Below are 16563 nucleotides of genomic sequence, written 5' to 3' on the forward strand. Positions count from 1 at the left end.
CGGGTTGTCGGTGGCATGACAGGCGATGAGGGTCGCTGCCGCAGCCATGAGCGTTCATGACGCCGAGATGCGATGCGTGTCACGCTTCGCAGGATATATCCCTGATCATCCCGGAGTAGGCCGCTTTTATGGAAGCACTGGAGCCACGATCCACCCCGGTGCGAACCCTGCGACCTGTCTTCGCTGTTGCGTCGATCATCGTCGTGGCCTTCGCCGCCTTCGTCAGCCTGTACCCGCTGGGTGCAGGCCGCATGCTGATGCAGGCGCAGGACTGGGCATCGGCCAATGTCGGCTGGTATTACCTGCTGGCAATGACGCTGTACCTGGTGTTCGTCGTTGTCGCCGCCCTGTCGCCGTATGGCGGCATCAAGCTCGGTGCGGACCATGACGAACCGGAGTTCAGCTATCTGTCGTGGGCGGGGATGCTGTTCGCCGCCGGCATCAGCATCACCCTGTTCTTCTTCTGCGTCTCCGAACCGCTGACGCATTACCTGCAGCCACCACAGGGGGCAAGCGCGGCCGGTGAGCAGGGCGCGCGGCAGGCCATGCAGCTGCTGTTCCTGCACTGGGGCCTGCACGGCTGGGGCGTGTTCGCGCTGGCGGCCATGGCGATGGCGTACTTCGCTTACCGGCACAACCTGCCGCTGGCCTTGCGTTCGGCGTTGTATCCATTGATCGGCAACCGCATCAACGGCCCGATCGGCTATACGGTGGATGCACTGGGCATCGTCGCCACCGTGTTCGGGCTGGGCGCGGACATGGGCTTCGGCGTGCTGCATCTCAATGCGGGCCTGTCGCACCTGTTCGATGTACCGCACGCGCACTGGGTGCAGGTGACGCTGGTGGTGGTGATGATGGGCGCGGCGGTGGCCGTGGCAGTCACCGGCGTGGAGAAGGGCGTGCGCCTGATGTCCAACGTCAACATGCTGCTGGCCATCGCGCTGGTGCTGTTCATGCTGTTCGCCGGGCCAACGCAGTACCTGCTGGGCACGCTGATGCAGAACGCGGGCGACTACCTGGGCAGCGTGGTCGGCAAGAGCTTCGACGTCTATGCCTATGGTGGGCGGCCGGGCTGGATGGGCAGCTGGACGGTGTTCTACTGGGCCTGGTGGATCGGCTGGTCGCCGTTCGTGGGGCTGTTCATCGCGCGCATTTCGCGCGGCCGCACCATCCGCCAGTTCGTGTTCGGCGTGCTGCTGATACCGCTGGGTTTCACCCTGGCGTGGTTGTCCATCTTCGGCAACAGTGCACTGGACCAGGTGCTGCACCATGGCCAGTCGCAACTGGCGCAGCTGGCCATCGATGACCCACCGACCGTGCTGTATGCCCTGCTGGACAGCTATCCGTGGAGCCGCGCGGTGATCGGGATCACCGTGCTGGTGAGCTTCGTGTTCTTCGTGACCTCGGCCGATTCCGGTGCGGTGGTGCTGTCTACCTTGTCATCGCATGGCGGGGGGCCGGAAGACGATGGCCCGCGCTGGCTGCGGGTGTTCTGGGGCACGGTCACCGCCGTGGTGACCGCAGGCCTGCTGCTGGCCGGCAACATGGATGCGTTGAAATCGGCGGTGGTGCTGGCTTCGCTGCCGTTCTCGGCGGTGCTGCTGCTGATGATGTGGGGGCTGATGCGCGCCTTCTCCGATGAGTCGCACCGGCGCCGGGCACTGCAGCACCGTGCATCGCCGTTGATCGGCGCCAGCCGCCACCACAAGGGATGGCGCCAGCGGCTTGGACGCGCGGTGAACTTCCCGGTGCGCGACCAGGTGTACCGCTTCATGGACAGCGAAGTGAAGCCGGCGATGGAAGCGGTGGCCGAGCAGCTGCGCGGCCAGGGCTGGGAAGTGTCCACGCGCTTCGAGGCCGGTGACATGGAACTGTCGGTGGACCACGGCGAGCAGCAGGATTTCCTGTACCGGGTGATCCAGGCCGGTTACCGGGTACCGTCGTTCGCCGCGCACCAGGCGCGTACCAGCCGCTACTACCGTGCCGAGGTGCACCTGTACGAAGGCAGCCAGGATTACGACCTGGTGGATTACAGCCGCGAACAGATCATCAACGACATCATCAGCCAGTACGAGCGCCACGTGCAGTTCCTGCACCTGAGCCGCTGAGGGCAGGGACGGCGGCCATGCCGCCGTCCCCGTGGGGGCCTCAGAAGCGGTAGCGCGCACCCAGCGAGACGAACTGCCCGCGCAGGTTGTACTGGCTGATGTCGAAGCCGTTGGCGCCACCGGCCGGATCGAACGGCGGATCCTTGTCGGTCAGGTTCAGTACCGACAGCGACAGCGTGGTGCTGGGGATGCCTTCGTAGGCCACGTACAGATCAAGCTGGTGGTAGGGCTTGATCCGGTCGCGCAGGCCCGGGTTGCTGGTGGCGGTCGCCACGCGCTGGTCGTAGCCGCTGACGTACTGCAGGCTCAGCGTGCTGTTCCAGTCGCCGGCGGCCCAGTTCAACGACGTGGTACCGCGGGTGCGCGGCAGTGCGCCGTGGCGGTTGTTGCCGGCGCCGTCATAGGGCGCCTGGCCGGCCACCAGTGGCTGCTTGAAACTGAGCAGGTGGGTCCAGCTGCCCGCCACGGTGAAATTGCCCCAGCCGTCGGTGCGGAAGGTGCGGCTGGCCTCCAGGTCCAGGCCGGAGGTGGTCAGTTCGCCCTGGTTGGCATACTGGTTGGTGATGATCTGGATGCGGCCCTGTGCATCGCGCTGGACGCGGTCGGGGAACAGGCCGGGGTTGTCGACGATGAACTGCGCGCTGTCCGGCTTGATCAGGTTGTCCTGTTCAATGCGGTACCAGTCCAGGCCGATGCTGCTGTCCGCATCGGGCGACCACACCGCGCCCACGTTGAGGTTGCGCGAGCGCTCGGCCTGCAGGTCCGGGTTGCCGGTACGCAGGTTGGTCACGCCGCGGGTGCCACCGGGCTGCAGCGGATCGAACGGATCGACCACCGAGCCGTAGCTGATGGTCTGCCCCGGTGCGATCTCCGGCAATGACGGTGCGCGGAATCCACGCGAGAACGAGCCGCGCAGCAGCAGGCTGTCCAGCGGCTGCCAGCGCAGTGCGAACTTCGGCGAGAACGCATTGCCGAAGTCATCGTAATGATCGCCGCGGCCGGCCACCTGCAGTTCCAGGGTGCGGTGCAGCGGGACGCTGAATTCGGCGTAGGCGGCGCTGACCTGGCGTTCGCCGTTGACGATGTTGATCGCCGGACGCAGCTCGGTGCCGGACAGTACCTGCGCGCTGGTGCGTGCATCCAGCGACTCGCGGCGGATCTCCCCGCCCCAGGCGAAGCCGACCGCACCGGCCGGCAGCTCCCACAACGAAGTGGATGCCTTGACGTTCAGCGAATGCAGCTTGTACCAGCCCGGGCGCTTGGTCTGCAGGCGCAGTGCGTCCAGTGCCCCCGGCGTGCTGGACGGGTCGAGGAAGTCGTAGCTGCCATCGCGCAGTATCTGCTCGAATGCATAGCGGTTGATGAAGTTGTCGACGTACTCGCGCTGCTCGCTCTGCGAGGTCAGGGCGGCCACTTCCCAGTCCCAGCGCTCGCCGCTGCCGCGCACCCCCGCCAGGGCACGGTAGAACACCTGGGTGTTGTCCTTCAGGCGTGGACCGAGATCGAAGAAGCTGTACTCGAACGGCAGTGGCGTGCTGCCGGGATTGTTCGGATGGCCCACTGGCAACACGGCGGCGACGTCGGTGAGCGTGCCGGTGGCCGGATTGTAGGCGCGCAGGCCAGGGCCGACGGTCAGCGGCGCGCTGAAGACCTGGTCGGCCTTGTTGTGGCTGTACAGCACGTCGGCGAAGGCTTCGACATGGTCGCTGAAGCGGTAGGTCGCGCTCAACGAGGCCTGCAGGCGCTCGGCGCCGGGTTGCAGGGTCTTGAATGGCTGTGCGTTGAAGGCGCAGGCGTCGCCCGGCAGGGCACTGCCGAAATCGCTGTAGGGCCGCAGCACGCTGCCGTCGGGGCAGGGAGAGAACGGTTGCGGTGCGCGTGGGTCGGCCAGCCAGTTGCCGCCGGCGGTGGACCAGCCGGCCAGCCGGCCACCGGGCTTGTCGCGGAAATCGCCGCTGCGGGTGTAGGCGCGCTGGTCCGCGTCCAGCCGATCGCGCTTGAGCAGGTCCAGCCCGAACAGCACGTTCCAGCCCTGCTGCTCGAGGTCGCCGAAGCCGGCCAGCAGGTTGGCCTTGCGTTCGTCCAGGCCGCCCTGGGTGGCGGTGCCGAGGCCGCCGCCGACTTCCAGGCCCTGGAAGTCGCGGCGCAGGATGATGTTGATGACGCCGGCGATGGCATCGGAGCCATACACGGCCGATGCCCCGTCCTTGAGCACTTCGATGCGCTCCACCGCGCTGATCGGCAGTGCGTTGAGGTCGACGAAGGTGTCCTGGGTGTTGAGGGCGAAGCCGAAGTTGGCCACGCGGTAACCGTTGACCAGCACCAGCGTGTTCTTCGGCGAAAGCCCGCGCAGGCCGATCGACGCCGAGCCGGCGGCGAAGCTGCCGGTGTACTGTTCGTCGAAACTGTTGCCGGCGTTGGCCGACAGGTTGCGCAGCACGTCGGTGAGAGTGGAGCGTCCGGTCTGTTCGATCTGTTCACGGCTGACGATCTGCACCGGATTGGGGCCGGCGGTGTCGCTGCGCTTGATGTTCGAGCCGGTCACCAACACGGTGCCGAGGGTGGTGCCGTCCTTGCCGGTCTCGGCAGTTTCAGCGGCGCTGGCGGTGCCGGCGGCAAGGGTCAGCGCAACGGCGCTGGCGAGCAGGGTGGTGCGGAGCATGGAAGCGGCGATGCCCATCAGTGGAGGAAGCGCCAGTAGTGCATGCAGCCCCTGGCAGCGGCCAATGGCGATTACGCATTCAGTCATGCATAACGGTTTTTTAATGGTGCAGGCATCCAGGCAGGAGGGTCAGGCCTGGTCTGCTGCGACCGATGGTCGCGATGCTGGAAAATCGCCCATGTTGTGTTGACGTAGTGGGGAATCCCCACTATGTTGGGGCCGTCTCTCCCGGTCAGCCGCCGCCGCCGGACGATGTTGCAAACGTCCCGCGGCCTGCCCTGAAGGCTTGCCGTGTCGACGCGGCCGCCAACGTGCGGATGCAGGTCGCCCCCCACGGCCCGGATACCGGCCGCAGGCGCAGGCAGATGCCGACGACCTACGTTCCCGTGCATTGGCACACACCCGACTGCCCCGTGCGCCGGTATCACGCGCAGGGCTGCCATGGCAGCGGACGCCGACGTGCGTACGCACCTGGAGAAGCAGGACAATGACTGACAGTACCTTCCGCGCGGCCGAACCGGCCGGCGCTGGCGATGCCGTGCGCCGTGGTGGCGAGCGCGTGCCGACCTGGATCACCAAGGAAGCAGGCAACCGCCGCCAGCGGTTCGACGCTGCACGCCTGCAACGCAGCCTGGACCGCATCCATGCCGAGCTGCCGCTGCTGGACGTGGGCGACTATCGCCGCAGCGTGCAGGCGATGATCGAGCGCAAGCCAACGCTCAGTGCCGATGAGCTGGTAGACCTGCTGATCCGCGAGGCGGAATCGCGCGTGGACCTGGTGGCGCCGCAGTGGGAGCAGTTCGCCGCGCGGTTGTACCTGCAGCGCCTGTACAAGCGCGCCAGCCGCAACCGCTTCTACGACGCCAGCCTGAAGTACGGGTCTTACGTGGGCCTGCAGGAAAGCCTGGCCGACCGGGGCCTCTACAGCAACGACATCCTGCGCTGCTATTCCAAGGAAGAGCTGCAGCAGGCAGGGGAGATGATCGATCCGCAACGCGACACGCTGTTCGCGTACAACGGCCTGTACCTGCTGGCCACCCGCTACCTGGCCAGCGATGGATCAGGCGAGGTCTACGAGCTGCCGCAGGAACGCTGGCTGACCATCGCGCTGTTCCTGATGCAGGCCGAAGGCGGGCAGGGCAAGGACGGGCGCGAGCGCCGCATGCAACTGGTCGGCGAGGCGTACTGGGCGCTGTCGAACCTGTACATGACCGTGGCCACGCCGACACTGGCCAATGCCGGCAAGGTCGGTGGCCAGCTGTCGAGCTGCTTCATCGACACGGTGGACGACAGCCTGCAGGGCATCTATGACTCCAACACCGACATCGCGCGGGTATCCAAGCACGGTGGCGGTGTCGGCGCCTACATGGGCTATGTGCGCAGCAGCGGTGCGCCGATCCGCGGCGTGGCCAATTCGTCCGGCGGCGTGGTGCCGTGGATCAAGCAGCTCAACAACACGGCGGTATCGGTGGACCAGCTGGGCCAGCGCAAGGGGGCGGTGGCGGTGTACCTGGACATCTGGCATCGCGACATCGAAGCCTTCCTGGACCTGCGGCTGAACAACGGCGACCAGCGGTTGCGCGCGCATGATGTGTTCACGGCGGTGTGCGTGCCGGACCTGTTCATGGAAGCGGTGGAGCGGCGCGCGGACTGGTACCTGTTCGATCCGCACGAGGTGAAGCAGGCCAAGGGCTGGTACCTGCAGGACTTCTTCGACGAGAAGCGCGGGCAGGGCAGCTTCCGCGACCGCTATGCGGAACTGGTGGCCGACGAGCGCATCAGCCGCCGCACGGTACGTGCCATCGACCTGTTCAAGCGGATCATGTTGAGCCAGCTGGAGACCGGCAACCCGTTCCTGTTCTATCGCGACGAGGTGAACCGGAAGAACCCGAACAAGCACTGCGGCATGGTGTATTCCAGCAACCTGTGCACGGAAATCCTGCAGAACATGAGCCCGACGCGGATGATCCAGGAGATCGTCAGCGGCGACCAGATCGTGACCACCCGGCGTGCTGGCGACTTCGTCGTCTGCAACCTGTCTTCGATCAACCTGGGGCGGGCGATGGCGGCACCGGGCGACCTGCTGGCGGCCGACGTGCTGGAGCGGCTGATCCCGATCCAGGTGCGCATGCTGGACAACGTCATCGACCTCAATACGTTGCCGGTACCGCAGGCCACCATCACCAACCGTCGTTACCGTGCCATCGGCCTGGGCACTTTCGGTTGGCACCACCTGCTGGCACAGCAGCAGGTCCATTGGGATGACAGCGAAGCCGAAGCACTGGCCGACCGCCTGTACGAACGCATCAACTTCCTCACCGTGCAGGCCAGCCTGCAGCTGGCGCGCGAGAAGGGAAGCTATCCGATGTTCGCCGGCAGCGACTGGCAGACCGGTGCCTACTTCCGCGACCGCGGCTATGACAGTCCGGAATGGGACGTGCTGGCGAACGAGGTGGCACGCGACGGCCTGCGCAACGGCTGGCTGCTGGCGGTCGCCCCGAACATGAGCACTGCGCAGATCGCCGGGTCCACCGCGTCCATCGATCCGATCTACAGCGCGTTCTATTACGAGGAGAAGAAGGACTTCCGTCGTCCGGTGGCTGCGCCGGGGCTGTCGCTGGATACCTGGCCGTACTACGAAAAGGGTGCCTACAAGGTGGACCAGTTCGCCAGCGTGCGGCAGAACGCACGCCGCCAGCGGCATGTCGACCAGGGCATCAGCTTCAATCTCTACGTGCCGAGCAGCATCCGTGCCAGCACCCTGCTGGAACTGCACCTGTCGGCATGGCGCGAAGGATTGAAGACCACCTACTACGTGCGCTCCAACGACATCGACATCAGCGAATGCGAGTGGTGCTCGAGCTGACAGACCGCCGGGCATGGCCCGGCGCTACAAAGCCACATCCGGCCCGCGGTAGCGCCGGGCCATGCCCGGCGAGCGCACCGCGCGGCGTGCATTCAAACCGCCAGGCATGGCCCGGCGCGACAAAGGACATCCCCCATGGCAACACCCCTCGATCGCATCCGCATCCTCGAACCGCGCCACCCCAACCGCAGCACCGGCATCATCAACGGGCGCACCAGCGGCATACTGAACTGGAACGACATCCCGTATCCATCGTTCTATCGTGCCTACAAGGAACTGTCGACCAACTTCTGGATCCCCGACGAAGTGGACATGAAGCTGGACGCGCGCCAGTACGGCGAGTTGTCCGGGCGCGAGAAGAACGCCTATGACTCCATCATCGGGCTGCTGGCCACGCTGGATTCGCCGCAGACGCGCTTCATCTACAACGTCGCCGAATACATCACCGATCCGGCGGCGCACGCCAACGCGGCGATCATCGGCCAGCAGGAAGTGATCCACAACGAGAGCTACAGCTACGTGCTGGCGTCCATCACCGACCTGCCGAACCAGAACCGCATCTTCGAGATCGCGCGTACGCACCCGACCATCGTCAAGCGCAACGCGCCGATCATGGGGTCCTACGATGACTTCCTGCGCGAGAAGACCGCCGAGACGCTGCTGAAGTCGCTGATCCAGTCCTCGATCCTGGAAGGCATCAATTTCTACTCGGGCTTCGCGTTCTTCTACAACATGGTGCGGCAGAACCGCATGAACGGTACCGGCAAGATCATCAGCTTCATCAACCGCGATGAACTGGCGCATACCAAGTTCATCAGCGAGCTGATCCGGGCCATCGTCGGCGAGAACCCTGAACTGCAGAACGATGAGCTGACCGCCTATGTGCATGCAGCCTTCGAGCACGCGATAGAACTGGAAACGCAATGGTCGGCCGAGGTGCTCGATGGCATCGACGGCATCGACGTGGACGAGATGGTGCGTTACGTGAAGTATCGCGCCAACAAGATGGCCGGGATGCTGGGCATCGAGCGCCTGTACAGCGATGCCACCGACAACGAGATGCCCTGGATCCGTGCCTATGCGGACAATTTCACCGAGACCAAGACCGACTTCTTCGAGATGCGCAATGCAAGCTACAAGAAGACCAACCTCGACAATGGCTTCGACGATCTCTGATGCCGCCCCGGCGCTGGACATCCTCATCGTGGTCGCCTCGCTCAGTGGCAATACCCGCGAGCTGGGGCGGATGATCGCCGGCCGCTGCAGGCAGGCTGGCCATGCGGTGCACTGGCAGGAGGCTGACGAGGCCGATGCGGTGCCGCCATTGCAGGCCGACGCGGCCGACCTGCTGTTGCTGGGCAGCTGGACCGACAACGGCGGGCGCACGCCGGCGGAAATGAAGGCATGGGTCGCCAGGCTGGCTGGAAGCGGCCATCAGCCGCTCCACGTGGCGGTGTTCGGCACCGGGGAAACGCAGTGGGGTGCCGAGTATTACGGCGGCGCGGTGCACCGGCTGCGGCGCTACTTCCACAGCCCGCATCCGCCGCTGCTGATCGAACAGATGCCGCATGGCGATGCGCATGCCACGGCCATCGCCGCATGGACCGACGCGGTCCTGGACAACCATGGGAACCAGATGCATGCAGATCATCGACGTCACCACGCCTGAGCAGTTCCAGCACTGGGTGGCCGAACGGCCGCGGTTGCTGGTGGATTTCCACAAGGCCCAGTGCCCCGGCTGCCGGATGCTGGAACTGTCGCTGCAACGGGTGGCTGGCAGCGAAGCGGGGCAGGGCATGACCCTGCTGCGGGTGCAGCTGGAGGTGCTGGGCGAGGCGTTCTTCCGTGCGCTGGGGCTGCGGCAGACGCCGACGCTGGCGATGTTCCGTGACGGGCAGGAGGCGGCGCGGATGCCGGGTTACCAGAGCCCGGCGCAGATCGAGGCGGCCATCGCCACGCACCTGCCCCGGTAGGGCGGGGCCATGCGCTGCCGCCGGCTCCCTCAGCGCCTGCGGCGGAACGCGGCCGGGGTGCGTGCGCCGACGATGATCATCCGCACCATCGTTGACACTTCCTCGATCAGCTCGGCGTCGTTCTCCGGTGGCAGGTCCATCGCACTGGCGCCCATCGCGAACACCAGCCGGGTGATCGCCTTGGCGGCCAGCTCGGGGGCATGCAGCTTGACCCCGTCCACGGCCGCCAGCCGCACCAGGTCGTGCTGCAGCTCGTCTTCGAAATAATGCAGCTCGCGTTCGACCGCGTGCTTGAAGTCATCCGACCCGACCGCGCCTTCGCGCAGCAGCACGTGCAACAGCTTGTCGTCGGCGCGCAACTGTTCGATGAAGGTTTCCACCGACACCCAGACCACGCTGGTGGCCGAGGTGGTGGCGCGCCGCCGTGCCTGGCCGATGATGGTGCGCAGCGAACGGCCGGCCAGGTCGATCAGCGCGATGGACAGTTCGTCCATGTCGCGGAACTGCCGGTAGAAGCTGTTCGGCGCGATGCCGGCTTCACGCGCGACCTCGCGCAGGCTGAGCGTGGACAGGCTGCGGTGCGGCCCGATCAGCGCCAGCGCCGCGGCGATCAGATCCTCGCGGGTCACCGTGCGGCGGACCGGCGTGGCATCTTCTGGCGGGGGCATGACGGTGGGGGGCATGGGGCTACCGGGTCGGCGAATGCTGAATCATACCCACTTCTGGCGGATATACACCTGTATACACAGCTGTGTGCGCGGACGTATAGTTCGCTGCATGAACGCTGCCGTCCGCCCTATCGGGGTTGCCCGTCCATCGCTGGTTTCCCCGCAACGCTGGTTGTCGCCTGCGCTGTTCGACTTCTGGGCCGGCCACCTGAACCCGTTGTGGACCCTCCGCCAGCCGCTGGCGCGCCTGCTGCGCCGTGAGCCGGCGGGGGCCGGTGCCTGCACGCTGGTACTGCGCACCAACCGCCACTGGCGCGGCATGCAGCCCGGCCAGCACGTCACCCTGGGCGTGGAGATCGATGGCCGCCTGCTGCAGCGCAGCTACAGCCCCACGATGCTGGGCCCGCGCGAGCTGGCCATCACGGTCAAGGCGGTGGAAGGCGGGCGGGTCAGCAGGCACCTGGTGGAGCAGGCGCGGATCGGCACGGTGTTCCAGCTCGGTCCGGCCTTCGGTGAATTTTCCGTTCCCACCGCCGCGCCGCTGCTGCTGCTGGCGGCCGGCAGCGGCATCACCCCCATGCGCAGCCTGCTGCGTGCGCTGGCGGCCGGTCCGCTGGCTGCGCCGGTGGACCTGTACTACTGGGAGCGCCAGAGCGACGCCTTCAGCTTTCGTGAGGAGCTGCAGGCCCTGGCCGAGGCCGACCCGCAACTGCAGGTGCACCTGCTCGCCACGCGCGACGCACAGGCACCGGCGGCGCGGGTGGACGCCTGCGATTTCGATCAGCTGGGCGACGTGCCGCTGGCACAGCGACACGTGCTGGCCTGTGGCCCGGATGGCTTCGTCGCGGCCGCCCGGCAGCGCCTGCTGCATCACGTCGCCGGCTTCCAGGCCGAGGCGTTCACCCCGCCCGCTGCCGCGCCCGATGCCATCGGCGAGGTGCAGCTGACGCTGGCACGCAGTGGCCGGCAACTGGTGGTTCCGCGCGGCGTACCGCTGCTGGACAGCCTGGAAGCACATGGGCTGAAGCCGAAACACGGCTGCCGCATGGGTATCTGCAACACCTGTACCTGCCACCGCGTCAGTGGCGCCACCCACCACCTGCGTACCGGCGAACAGCATGCCGAGCCGGCCCAGCCGGTGCGGATCTGCGTCAGCGCCCCGACTACCGACCTGGTCCTGGACCTGTGAGGAACCCATTGCAATGAGCCGTCCTGACCGCGCCCTGTCCCCCCAGGAGCTGAATGCCTTCGGTGCAGAACTTGATGCGATCCGCGACCGCGTGATCGGCGAGCTGGGTGCATCCGATACCCGCTACATCCGTCGCGTGGCTGCCGCCGTGCGCTGGTCCAGCGTGCTGGGCCGCCTGCTGCTGTTTGCTGGTGCGTTCTCGCCGCTGTTCTGGTCGCCGCTGTTGTGGCCGGCCTGCATTGCCGGCGCGCTGCTGCTGGGCCTGGCCAAGATCCTGGAAAACATGGAGCTGGGCCACAACGTGATGCACGGCCAGTACGACTGGACCGGCGACCCGAAGCTGGAGGGCAACAGCTACGAGTGGGACATCGTGGCCACCAGTGACAACTGGCGCAAGACGCACAACTTCAAGCACCATACCTATACCAACGTGCGTGGCATGGACGACGACATCGGCTACGGGCTGCTGCGGATCTTCCCCGAGCAGCGCTGGCGCCCGTTCTACCTGCTGCAGCCGATCATCGCGCCGGTATTCGCGCTGCTGTTCCAGTGGGGCGTGGCGATCCAGGACCTGCGCATCGGCCGTTGGCTGAAGGGGCGCATGACCGCCCGCCAGTTGTGGAAGGAGACCCGTCCGGTGGGCGCCAAGATGGCGCGCCAGCTCGGCAAGGACTACGTGCTGTTCCCGCTGCTGGCCGGCCCGTTCTTCCTGCCGGTGCTGCTGGGCAACATGGTGGCCAACGGCCTGCGCAACATCTGGACCTACGTGATCATCTTCTGCGGGCATTTCACCGCCGACGCGGAAACCTTCCCCAAGGACTGCCTGCGCAACGAATCGCGCGGCCACTGGTACCTGCGCCAGCTGCGCGGCTCCTCGAACCTGACCGGCGGCTGGGTGATGAACGTACTATCGGGCAACCTCAGCCACCAGATCGAGCACCACTTCTATCCGGACCTGCCGGCCAACCGCTATGCGGCGATCGCGGTGGAGGTGAAGGACATCTGCCGTCGCTATGGCCAGCACTACAACACCGGTTCGCTGCCGCGCCAGTTCGGCCAGGTGGCCTGGCGCATCCTGCGCCATGCCTTCCCCAGCCGGCCCACGCGGATGGTCGCCCGGCAGCCGGCGGCCGGCACTGCCTGACGAAAACGCCGGCCCGCGCTATGCAAAGCGCGGGCAATGGCTGAGAATCGGGCGGATTGAGTTGCTTTGAGCAAAGGCGTGCGAGTGAACGTTGCGGCATCGTCCCCGGTCTCTGCGGAGATTCCTTCCCCCTTGCCGCGGCAACTGCCCGAGTTCCCCGATGCGTTGATCGTCGCCGATGTCGGCGGCACGTTCGCGCGCCTGGCCTGGTCCAGCGGCGACCAGCGCCAGCCGAAGATCGAGGGTTTCCGCAGCTTCCGTTGCGCGCAGTACCCCAGCCTGGCGGCAATCCTCGCCGAATTCGCCGCTGGGCGGCCACGGCGGCAGGCCAGCGCGGTGGTCGCCATCGCCGGGCTGCTGCAGGGCGACCAGCTGGTCAACGCGAACCTGCCGTGGCCGGTCGCCAGCGAGCGCACGCGACGTGAGGCAGGGCTGCAGGCACTGCGCCTGATCAATGATTTCGAAGCGGTGGCGCTGGCCATCCCGCATGTACGTGCCGATGCACTGGTGGCGCTGCATGGCAACGGCGCGCCGGGGCCTGCATGGCCGGCACTGGTGCTGGGTCCAGGCACCGGGCTGGGAGCGGCGCTGCGCTTCGCCGATGGCAACCGCCCGGTGCTGACCAGCGAAGTCGGGCATTCGGCCCTGTCGGCGGGTACGCCGCTGGAACTGGACGTGCTGCGCCTGCTGCTGGCGCGGTGGCCGCACGTGGACAATGAGCGCGTACTGTCCGGCACCGGCATGCTGAACCTCTACCAGTGCCTGTGCCAGTTGCAGGGCAGCGCGCCGCGCTGGACCGACACCGAAGGCCTGCTGGCGGCCGCGCACCGCCGCGACGATGCGCTGGCAGTGGAAACCGTGGCGGTATTCTGTGGATGGCTGGGCAGCTTCGTGGGGGATCTTGCCATCGCTTTCGGTGCGCGATCGGTGTACCTGGCCGGTGGCGTTTCCGCGCATATCGCCGCCTTCCTGCCCGACAGCCGGTTCGTGGAACGTTTCCTCAACAAGGGCGTGCTGGGCAAGGTGCTTGAGCAGGTACCCGTATGGCGCGTCGAACATGGCGAGCTCGGGGTGCTGGGCGCGGCTGCCTGGCGCGAGGATGTGCCGCACCCGTAGGTATCGGCCGCCGGCCGGTATGGGGACGTCGACCAGGAGAAACATCGCATGACCGATCGTAGAAGCTTCCTCCAGGCCGGTGCGCTGGCCGTCGGCGCGCTGGGCCTGCCACGCGGCGCCCGTGCCGGCGCAGACCCGGGCCCACGCGTGGTCTCGACCTGGGATTTCGGCGTGGGTGCCAACCAGGCCGCGTGGAAGACGCTTGCCGGCGGTGGCAGCGCACTCGATGCCGTCGAACAGGGGGCACGCTGGGCCGAGAGCGAGCTGTGCAACCCGACGGTCGGCCGTTGTGGCAATCCGGACCGCGATGGCGTGCTGAGCCTGGACGCCAGCATCATGGACGGTGACGGCCGTTGTGGCTCCGTCGCCGCCCTGGTGGACATCCTGCATCCGGTATCGGTGGCACGCCAGGTGATGGAGAAGACCCCGCACGTGATGCTGGTCGGGCAGGGCGCGCAGCAGTTCGCGATGGAGCAGGGTTTCCCGCGCGAGAAGCTGCTTACACCCGCGGCGGAGCAGGCGTGGAAGGCATGGTTGAAGACTGCCGAGTACGCGCCACAGATCAACGCCGAACGGCGCAGCATCCCCGGCGACAGCAGCAACCACGACACCCTGGGCATCCTGGCGCGCGATGCGCAGGGCCGGCTGGCCGGCGCATGCACCACCAGCGGCATGGCCTGGAAACTGCACGGACGGGTCGGTGACAGCCCGGTGATCGGTGCCGGCCTGTATGTAGACAACGAAGTCGGTGCGGCGACCGCATCCGGCGTGGGCGAGGAGATGATCCGCAACGCGGCCTCGTTCCTGGTGGTTGAACTGATGCGGCAGGGGCGCAGCCCGGCGCAGGCGTGCCACGAGGCGATCGCGCGGGTGGTGCGCAAACGCCCGGAGGCCAGCCGCACCCTGCAGGTGTGTTTCCTGGCGATGAATCGTGACGGCGAGGTGGGGGCCTATGCACTGCACCGCGGCTTCGTCTACGCGGTATGCGATGCACGGCGCCAGGACGACCTGCGCGATTCCAGCGCGGTCTACGACAGCGAACAGACGTGAGCGCGCGGCGGCTGCTGGAAATTGCCTGCGATGGGCTGGGATCGGCGTTGGCCGCCCAGCAAGGCGGCGCCGACCGCGTTGAACTGTTCGCCGATCTCGCCTCCGGGGGCCTGACGCCGTCGCACGGCACCATCGCGGTGGCGAGGGAGCGCCTGCAGTTGCCGTTGTTCGTGCTGGTGCGGCCACGTGCGGGTGACTTCCTGTACCAGGACTGGGAGGCCGCGGTGATGCTGCAGGACATCCGCCATTGCCGCGAACTGGGCTGCGACGGCGTGGTGCTGGGTGCGCTGACTGCCGAGGGCGATGTCGACCTGCCGCTGTGCCGCGAGCTGGTGGCAGCGGCCGGTGACATGCACGTCACCTTCCATCGCGCCTTCGATGCGGTGCGCGACCCGCGCACGGCACTGGAGCAGATCGTGCAGCTCGGCTGCACGCGGGTGCTGAGTTCCGGCGCGCGGGCAAGTGCGGCAGAGGGCATGGCGACGCTCGCCGGAACAGTGCAACAGGCGGCTGGACGCATCGGCATCATGGCCGGTGCGGGAATCACGCCGGACAACATCGCCGGGATCGCGCTAGGTACCGGATGCAGTGAGCTGCATGCCTCGGCCAAGCTGCGACGGCAATCGCGCATGCGACACCGCAACCTGGCGCTGGCAGGGCTGGAGGTCGATCATCTGCAGACCGATGTGGCACAGGTGGCCGCGTTGCGTACCGCGTTGGGGTAGAGCGGGTCCATGACCCGCTGCTTCTGCGCGGGTGACGGGCATGGCCCGTCACTACCAGGGGGAAGCGGGTGACTGCAGACCGATGTGGCACAGGTGGCTGCGTTGCGTGCCGCGCTGGGGTAGAGCGGGTTCATGACCCGCTGCTTCTGCGCGGGTGACGGGCATGGCCCGTCACTACCGGGGAAGCGGGTGACCGCAGACCGATGCGGCACAGGTGGCCGCGTTGCGTGCCGCGCTGGGGTAGAGCGGGTCCATGACCCGCTGCTTCTGCGTGGGTGACGGGCATGGCCCGTCACTACCGGGGAAACGGATGACGGGCATGGCCCGTCATTACCTGCCTAGATGCCGCCCTGGCGTGGCAGTGGCGCTGGTACGTTCAGCTGCCCGCCGGCGGCGACATAGGCGGCCAGCGCTTCGCCCTGGCTCAGCAGGTGCCGGTTCATGGTCTGCTCGGCGGCCTGTGCGTCGCGTCGACGGATGCAGTCCATCAGTTCGCGGTGCTCTGCCAGCGACTGCGCCATCCGACCGGGAGTCAGCAATTGGCGACCACGATGCATCTTCAGGATGCGGTGCAGGTCATGGGTGACCCGGATCAGCCAGGGGTTGGCCGCGTGGGTCTGCAGTGATTCATGGATCAGGTAGTTGTTGCGGTAATACTCGGCCAGGTCACCGCAGGCGGCGGCGGCTTCCATCGCATCATGCAGCGCCTGCAGTCCGTCGACGCCGGCATCGTCGATGCGCCGCACCGCTTCATGCGCGCAGCGGCCCTCCAGCATCGCCATCACCGGGAACAACTGGTTCAGGTCTTCCAGCGTAAGCCGGGTGACCCGGCTGCCGCGCCCGGCATCGATCTGTACCAGTCCCTCGGCGGCCAGCAGCTTCAGGCTTTCGCGCAGCGGCGTGCGGCTGATGCCAAGTTCGTCGGCCAGTGCCGGCTCGTCGATCCATTCCCCCGGCGGCAGCGCATAGTCGTAGATCTTCTCGCGAAGCTGCTCGGCCACCTCTTCATAGAGCGGCACGCGTCGATTGCTTTTGCGGGGGCCAGGGGCCAGGGGCATGGGG

General features: G+C 67.0%; 13 protein-coding genes. 10 read left to right on the forward strand and 3 right to left on the reverse strand.

The window, feature by feature from the left end:
* Positions 1 to 128 precede the first annotated feature (128 nt).
* The gene (gene betT, locus H4O11_RS03380) at positions 129 to 2108 is read left to right on the forward strand and encodes a choline BCCT transporter BetT (protein WP_182337997.1); all 1980 of its coding nucleotides are present in this window, start codon (positions 129 to 131) and stop codon (positions 2106 to 2108) included.
* Between the two features lie 40 nt (positions 2109 to 2148).
* On the opposite strand, the gene H4O11_RS03385 is transcribed toward betT, so the two are convergent.
* The gene (locus H4O11_RS03385) at positions 2149 to 4770 is read right to left on the reverse strand and encodes a TonB-dependent receptor (RefSeq protein WP_182338410.1); all 2622 of its coding nucleotides are present in this window, start codon (positions 4768 to 4770) and stop codon (positions 2149 to 2151) included.
* A 487-nt stretch (positions 4771 to 5257) separates the two neighbouring features.
* On the opposite strand from H4O11_RS03385, the gene H4O11_RS03390 reads away from it, so the two are divergent.
* From H4O11_RS03390 to H4O11_RS03405, 4 genes are all read left to right on the forward strand, one after another.
* Complete coding sequence (locus H4O11_RS03390) at positions 5258 to 7636, forward strand: ribonucleoside-diphosphate reductase subunit alpha (protein WP_182337998.1); 2379 nt, start codon at positions 5258 to 5260, stop codon at positions 7634 to 7636.
* Positions 7637 to 7771: 135 nt separating this feature from the next.
* A complete protein-coding gene (locus tag H4O11_RS03395; protein ID WP_182337999.1) occupies positions 7772 to 8812 on the forward strand; it encodes a ribonucleotide-diphosphate reductase subunit beta in 1041 nt (346 codons plus the stop codon).
* The gene (locus H4O11_RS03400; protein ID WP_246333229.1) at positions 8793 to 9305 is read left to right on the forward strand and encodes a flavodoxin; all 513 of its coding nucleotides are present in this window, start codon (positions 8793 to 8795) and stop codon (positions 9303 to 9305) included. Before H4O11_RS03395 ends, H4O11_RS03400 begins: the two co-directional genes overlap by 20 nt.
* Positions 9277 to 9609: a thioredoxin family protein gene (locus H4O11_RS03405; protein ID WP_182338001.1), complete on the forward strand. Its 333-nt coding sequence runs from the start codon at positions 9277 to 9279 to the stop codon at positions 9607 to 9609. Before H4O11_RS03400 ends, H4O11_RS03405 begins: the two co-directional genes overlap by 29 nt.
* A 29-nt stretch (positions 9610 to 9638) precedes the next feature.
* Here H4O11_RS03405 and fabR read toward each other — a convergent pair whose 3' ends face one another.
* Positions 9639 to 10292: an HTH-type transcriptional repressor FabR gene (gene fabR, locus H4O11_RS03410; protein ID WP_182338002.1), complete on the reverse strand. Its 654-nt coding sequence runs from the start codon at positions 10290 to 10292 to the stop codon at positions 9639 to 9641.
* A gap of 94 nt (positions 10293 to 10386) precedes the next feature.
* Between fabR and H4O11_RS03415 the strand changes: the two genes are divergently transcribed.
* The 5 genes from H4O11_RS03415 to H4O11_RS03435 all read left to right on the forward strand — a co-directional run bounded on the left by H4O11_RS03415 (position 10387) and on the right by H4O11_RS03435 (position 15501).
* Positions 10387 to 11466 carry a flavin reductase family protein gene (locus H4O11_RS03415; protein WP_182338003.1) on the forward strand — a complete coding sequence of 360 codons (1080 nt, stop codon included), beginning with the start codon at positions 10387 to 10389 and terminating at the stop codon, positions 11464 to 11466.
* A 13-nt stretch (positions 11467 to 11479) separates the two neighbouring features.
* Positions 11480 to 12610 (forward strand): fatty acid desaturase family protein, encoded by a 1131-nt coding sequence (locus tag H4O11_RS03420; RefSeq protein ID WP_182338004.1) that lies wholly within the window; start codon positions 11480 to 11482, stop codon positions 12608 to 12610.
* An 84-nt stretch (positions 12611 to 12694) separates the two neighbouring features.
* Positions 12695 to 13726 (forward strand): glucokinase, encoded by a 1032-nt coding sequence (locus tag H4O11_RS03425; protein WP_182338411.1) that lies wholly within the window; start codon positions 12695 to 12697, stop codon positions 13724 to 13726.
* A 48-nt stretch (positions 13727 to 13774) separates the two neighbouring features.
* Positions 13775 to 14776: a glycosylasparaginase gene (locus tag H4O11_RS03430; RefSeq protein ID WP_182338005.1), complete on the forward strand. Its 1002-nt coding sequence runs from the start codon at positions 13775 to 13777 to the stop codon at positions 14774 to 14776.
* Positions 14773 to 15501: a copper homeostasis protein CutC gene (locus H4O11_RS03435; RefSeq protein ID WP_182338006.1), complete on the forward strand. Its 729-nt coding sequence runs from the start codon at positions 14773 to 14775 to the stop codon at positions 15499 to 15501. Before H4O11_RS03430 ends, H4O11_RS03435 begins: the two co-directional genes overlap by 4 nt.
* Before the next feature lie 338 nt (positions 15502 to 15839).
* Here H4O11_RS03435 and H4O11_RS03440 read toward each other — a convergent pair whose 3' ends face one another.
* Positions 15840 to 16559, reverse strand: coding sequence for a GntR family transcriptional regulator (locus H4O11_RS03440; RefSeq protein ID WP_182338007.1), 720 nt, complete (start codon positions 16557 to 16559; stop codon positions 15840 to 15842).
* Positions 16560 to 16563: the final 4 nt, after the last annotated feature.

It is taken from the genome of Stenotrophomonas tumulicola, assembly GCF_014117215.1.
GTDB lineage: Bacteria > Pseudomonadota > Gammaproteobacteria > Xanthomonadales > Xanthomonadaceae > Stenotrophomonas > Stenotrophomonas tumulicola.

Excerpts from the sequence above, each read along its gene's own strand:
- H4O11_RS03390 (WP_182337998.1), top strand. The coding sequence starts at position 5,258 with ATGACTGACAGTACCTTCCGCGCGGCCGAACCGGCCGGCGCTGGCGAT.
- H4O11_RS03415 (WP_182338003.1), top strand. The coding sequence starts at position 10,387 with ATGAACGCTGCCGTCCGCCCTATCGGGGTTGCCCGTCCATCGCTGGTT.
- H4O11_RS03440 (WP_182338007.1), bottom strand. The coding sequence starts at position 16,559 with ATGCCCCTGGCCCCTGGCCCCCGCAAAAGCAATCGACGCGTGCCGCTC.
- H4O11_RS03400 (WP_246333229.1), top strand. The coding sequence starts at position 8,793 with ATGGCTTCGACGATCTCTGATGCCGCCCCGGCGCTGGACATCCTCATC.
- H4O11_RS03420 (WP_182338004.1), top strand. The coding sequence starts at position 11,480 with ATGAGCCGTCCTGACCGCGCCCTGTCCCCCCAGGAGCTGAATGCCTTC.
- fabR (WP_182338002.1), bottom strand. The coding sequence starts at position 10,292 with ATGCCCCCCACCGTCATGCCCCCGCCAGAAGATGCCACGCCGGTCCGC.
- H4O11_RS03405 (WP_182338001.1), top strand. The coding sequence starts at position 9,277 with ATGCAGATCATCGACGTCACCACGCCTGAGCAGTTCCAGCACTGGGTG.
- H4O11_RS03395 (WP_182337999.1), top strand. The coding sequence starts at position 7,772 with ATGGCAACACCCCTCGATCGCATCCGCATCCTCGAACCGCGCCACCCC.
- betT (WP_182337997.1), top strand. The coding sequence starts at position 129 with ATGGAAGCACTGGAGCCACGATCCACCCCGGTGCGAACCCTGCGACCT.
- H4O11_RS03385 (WP_182338410.1), bottom strand. The coding sequence starts at position 4,770 with ATGCTCCGCACCACCCTGCTCGCCAGCGCCGTTGCGCTGACCCTTGCC.
- H4O11_RS03430 (WP_182338005.1), top strand. The coding sequence starts at position 13,775 with ATGACCGATCGTAGAAGCTTCCTCCAGGCCGGTGCGCTGGCCGTCGGC.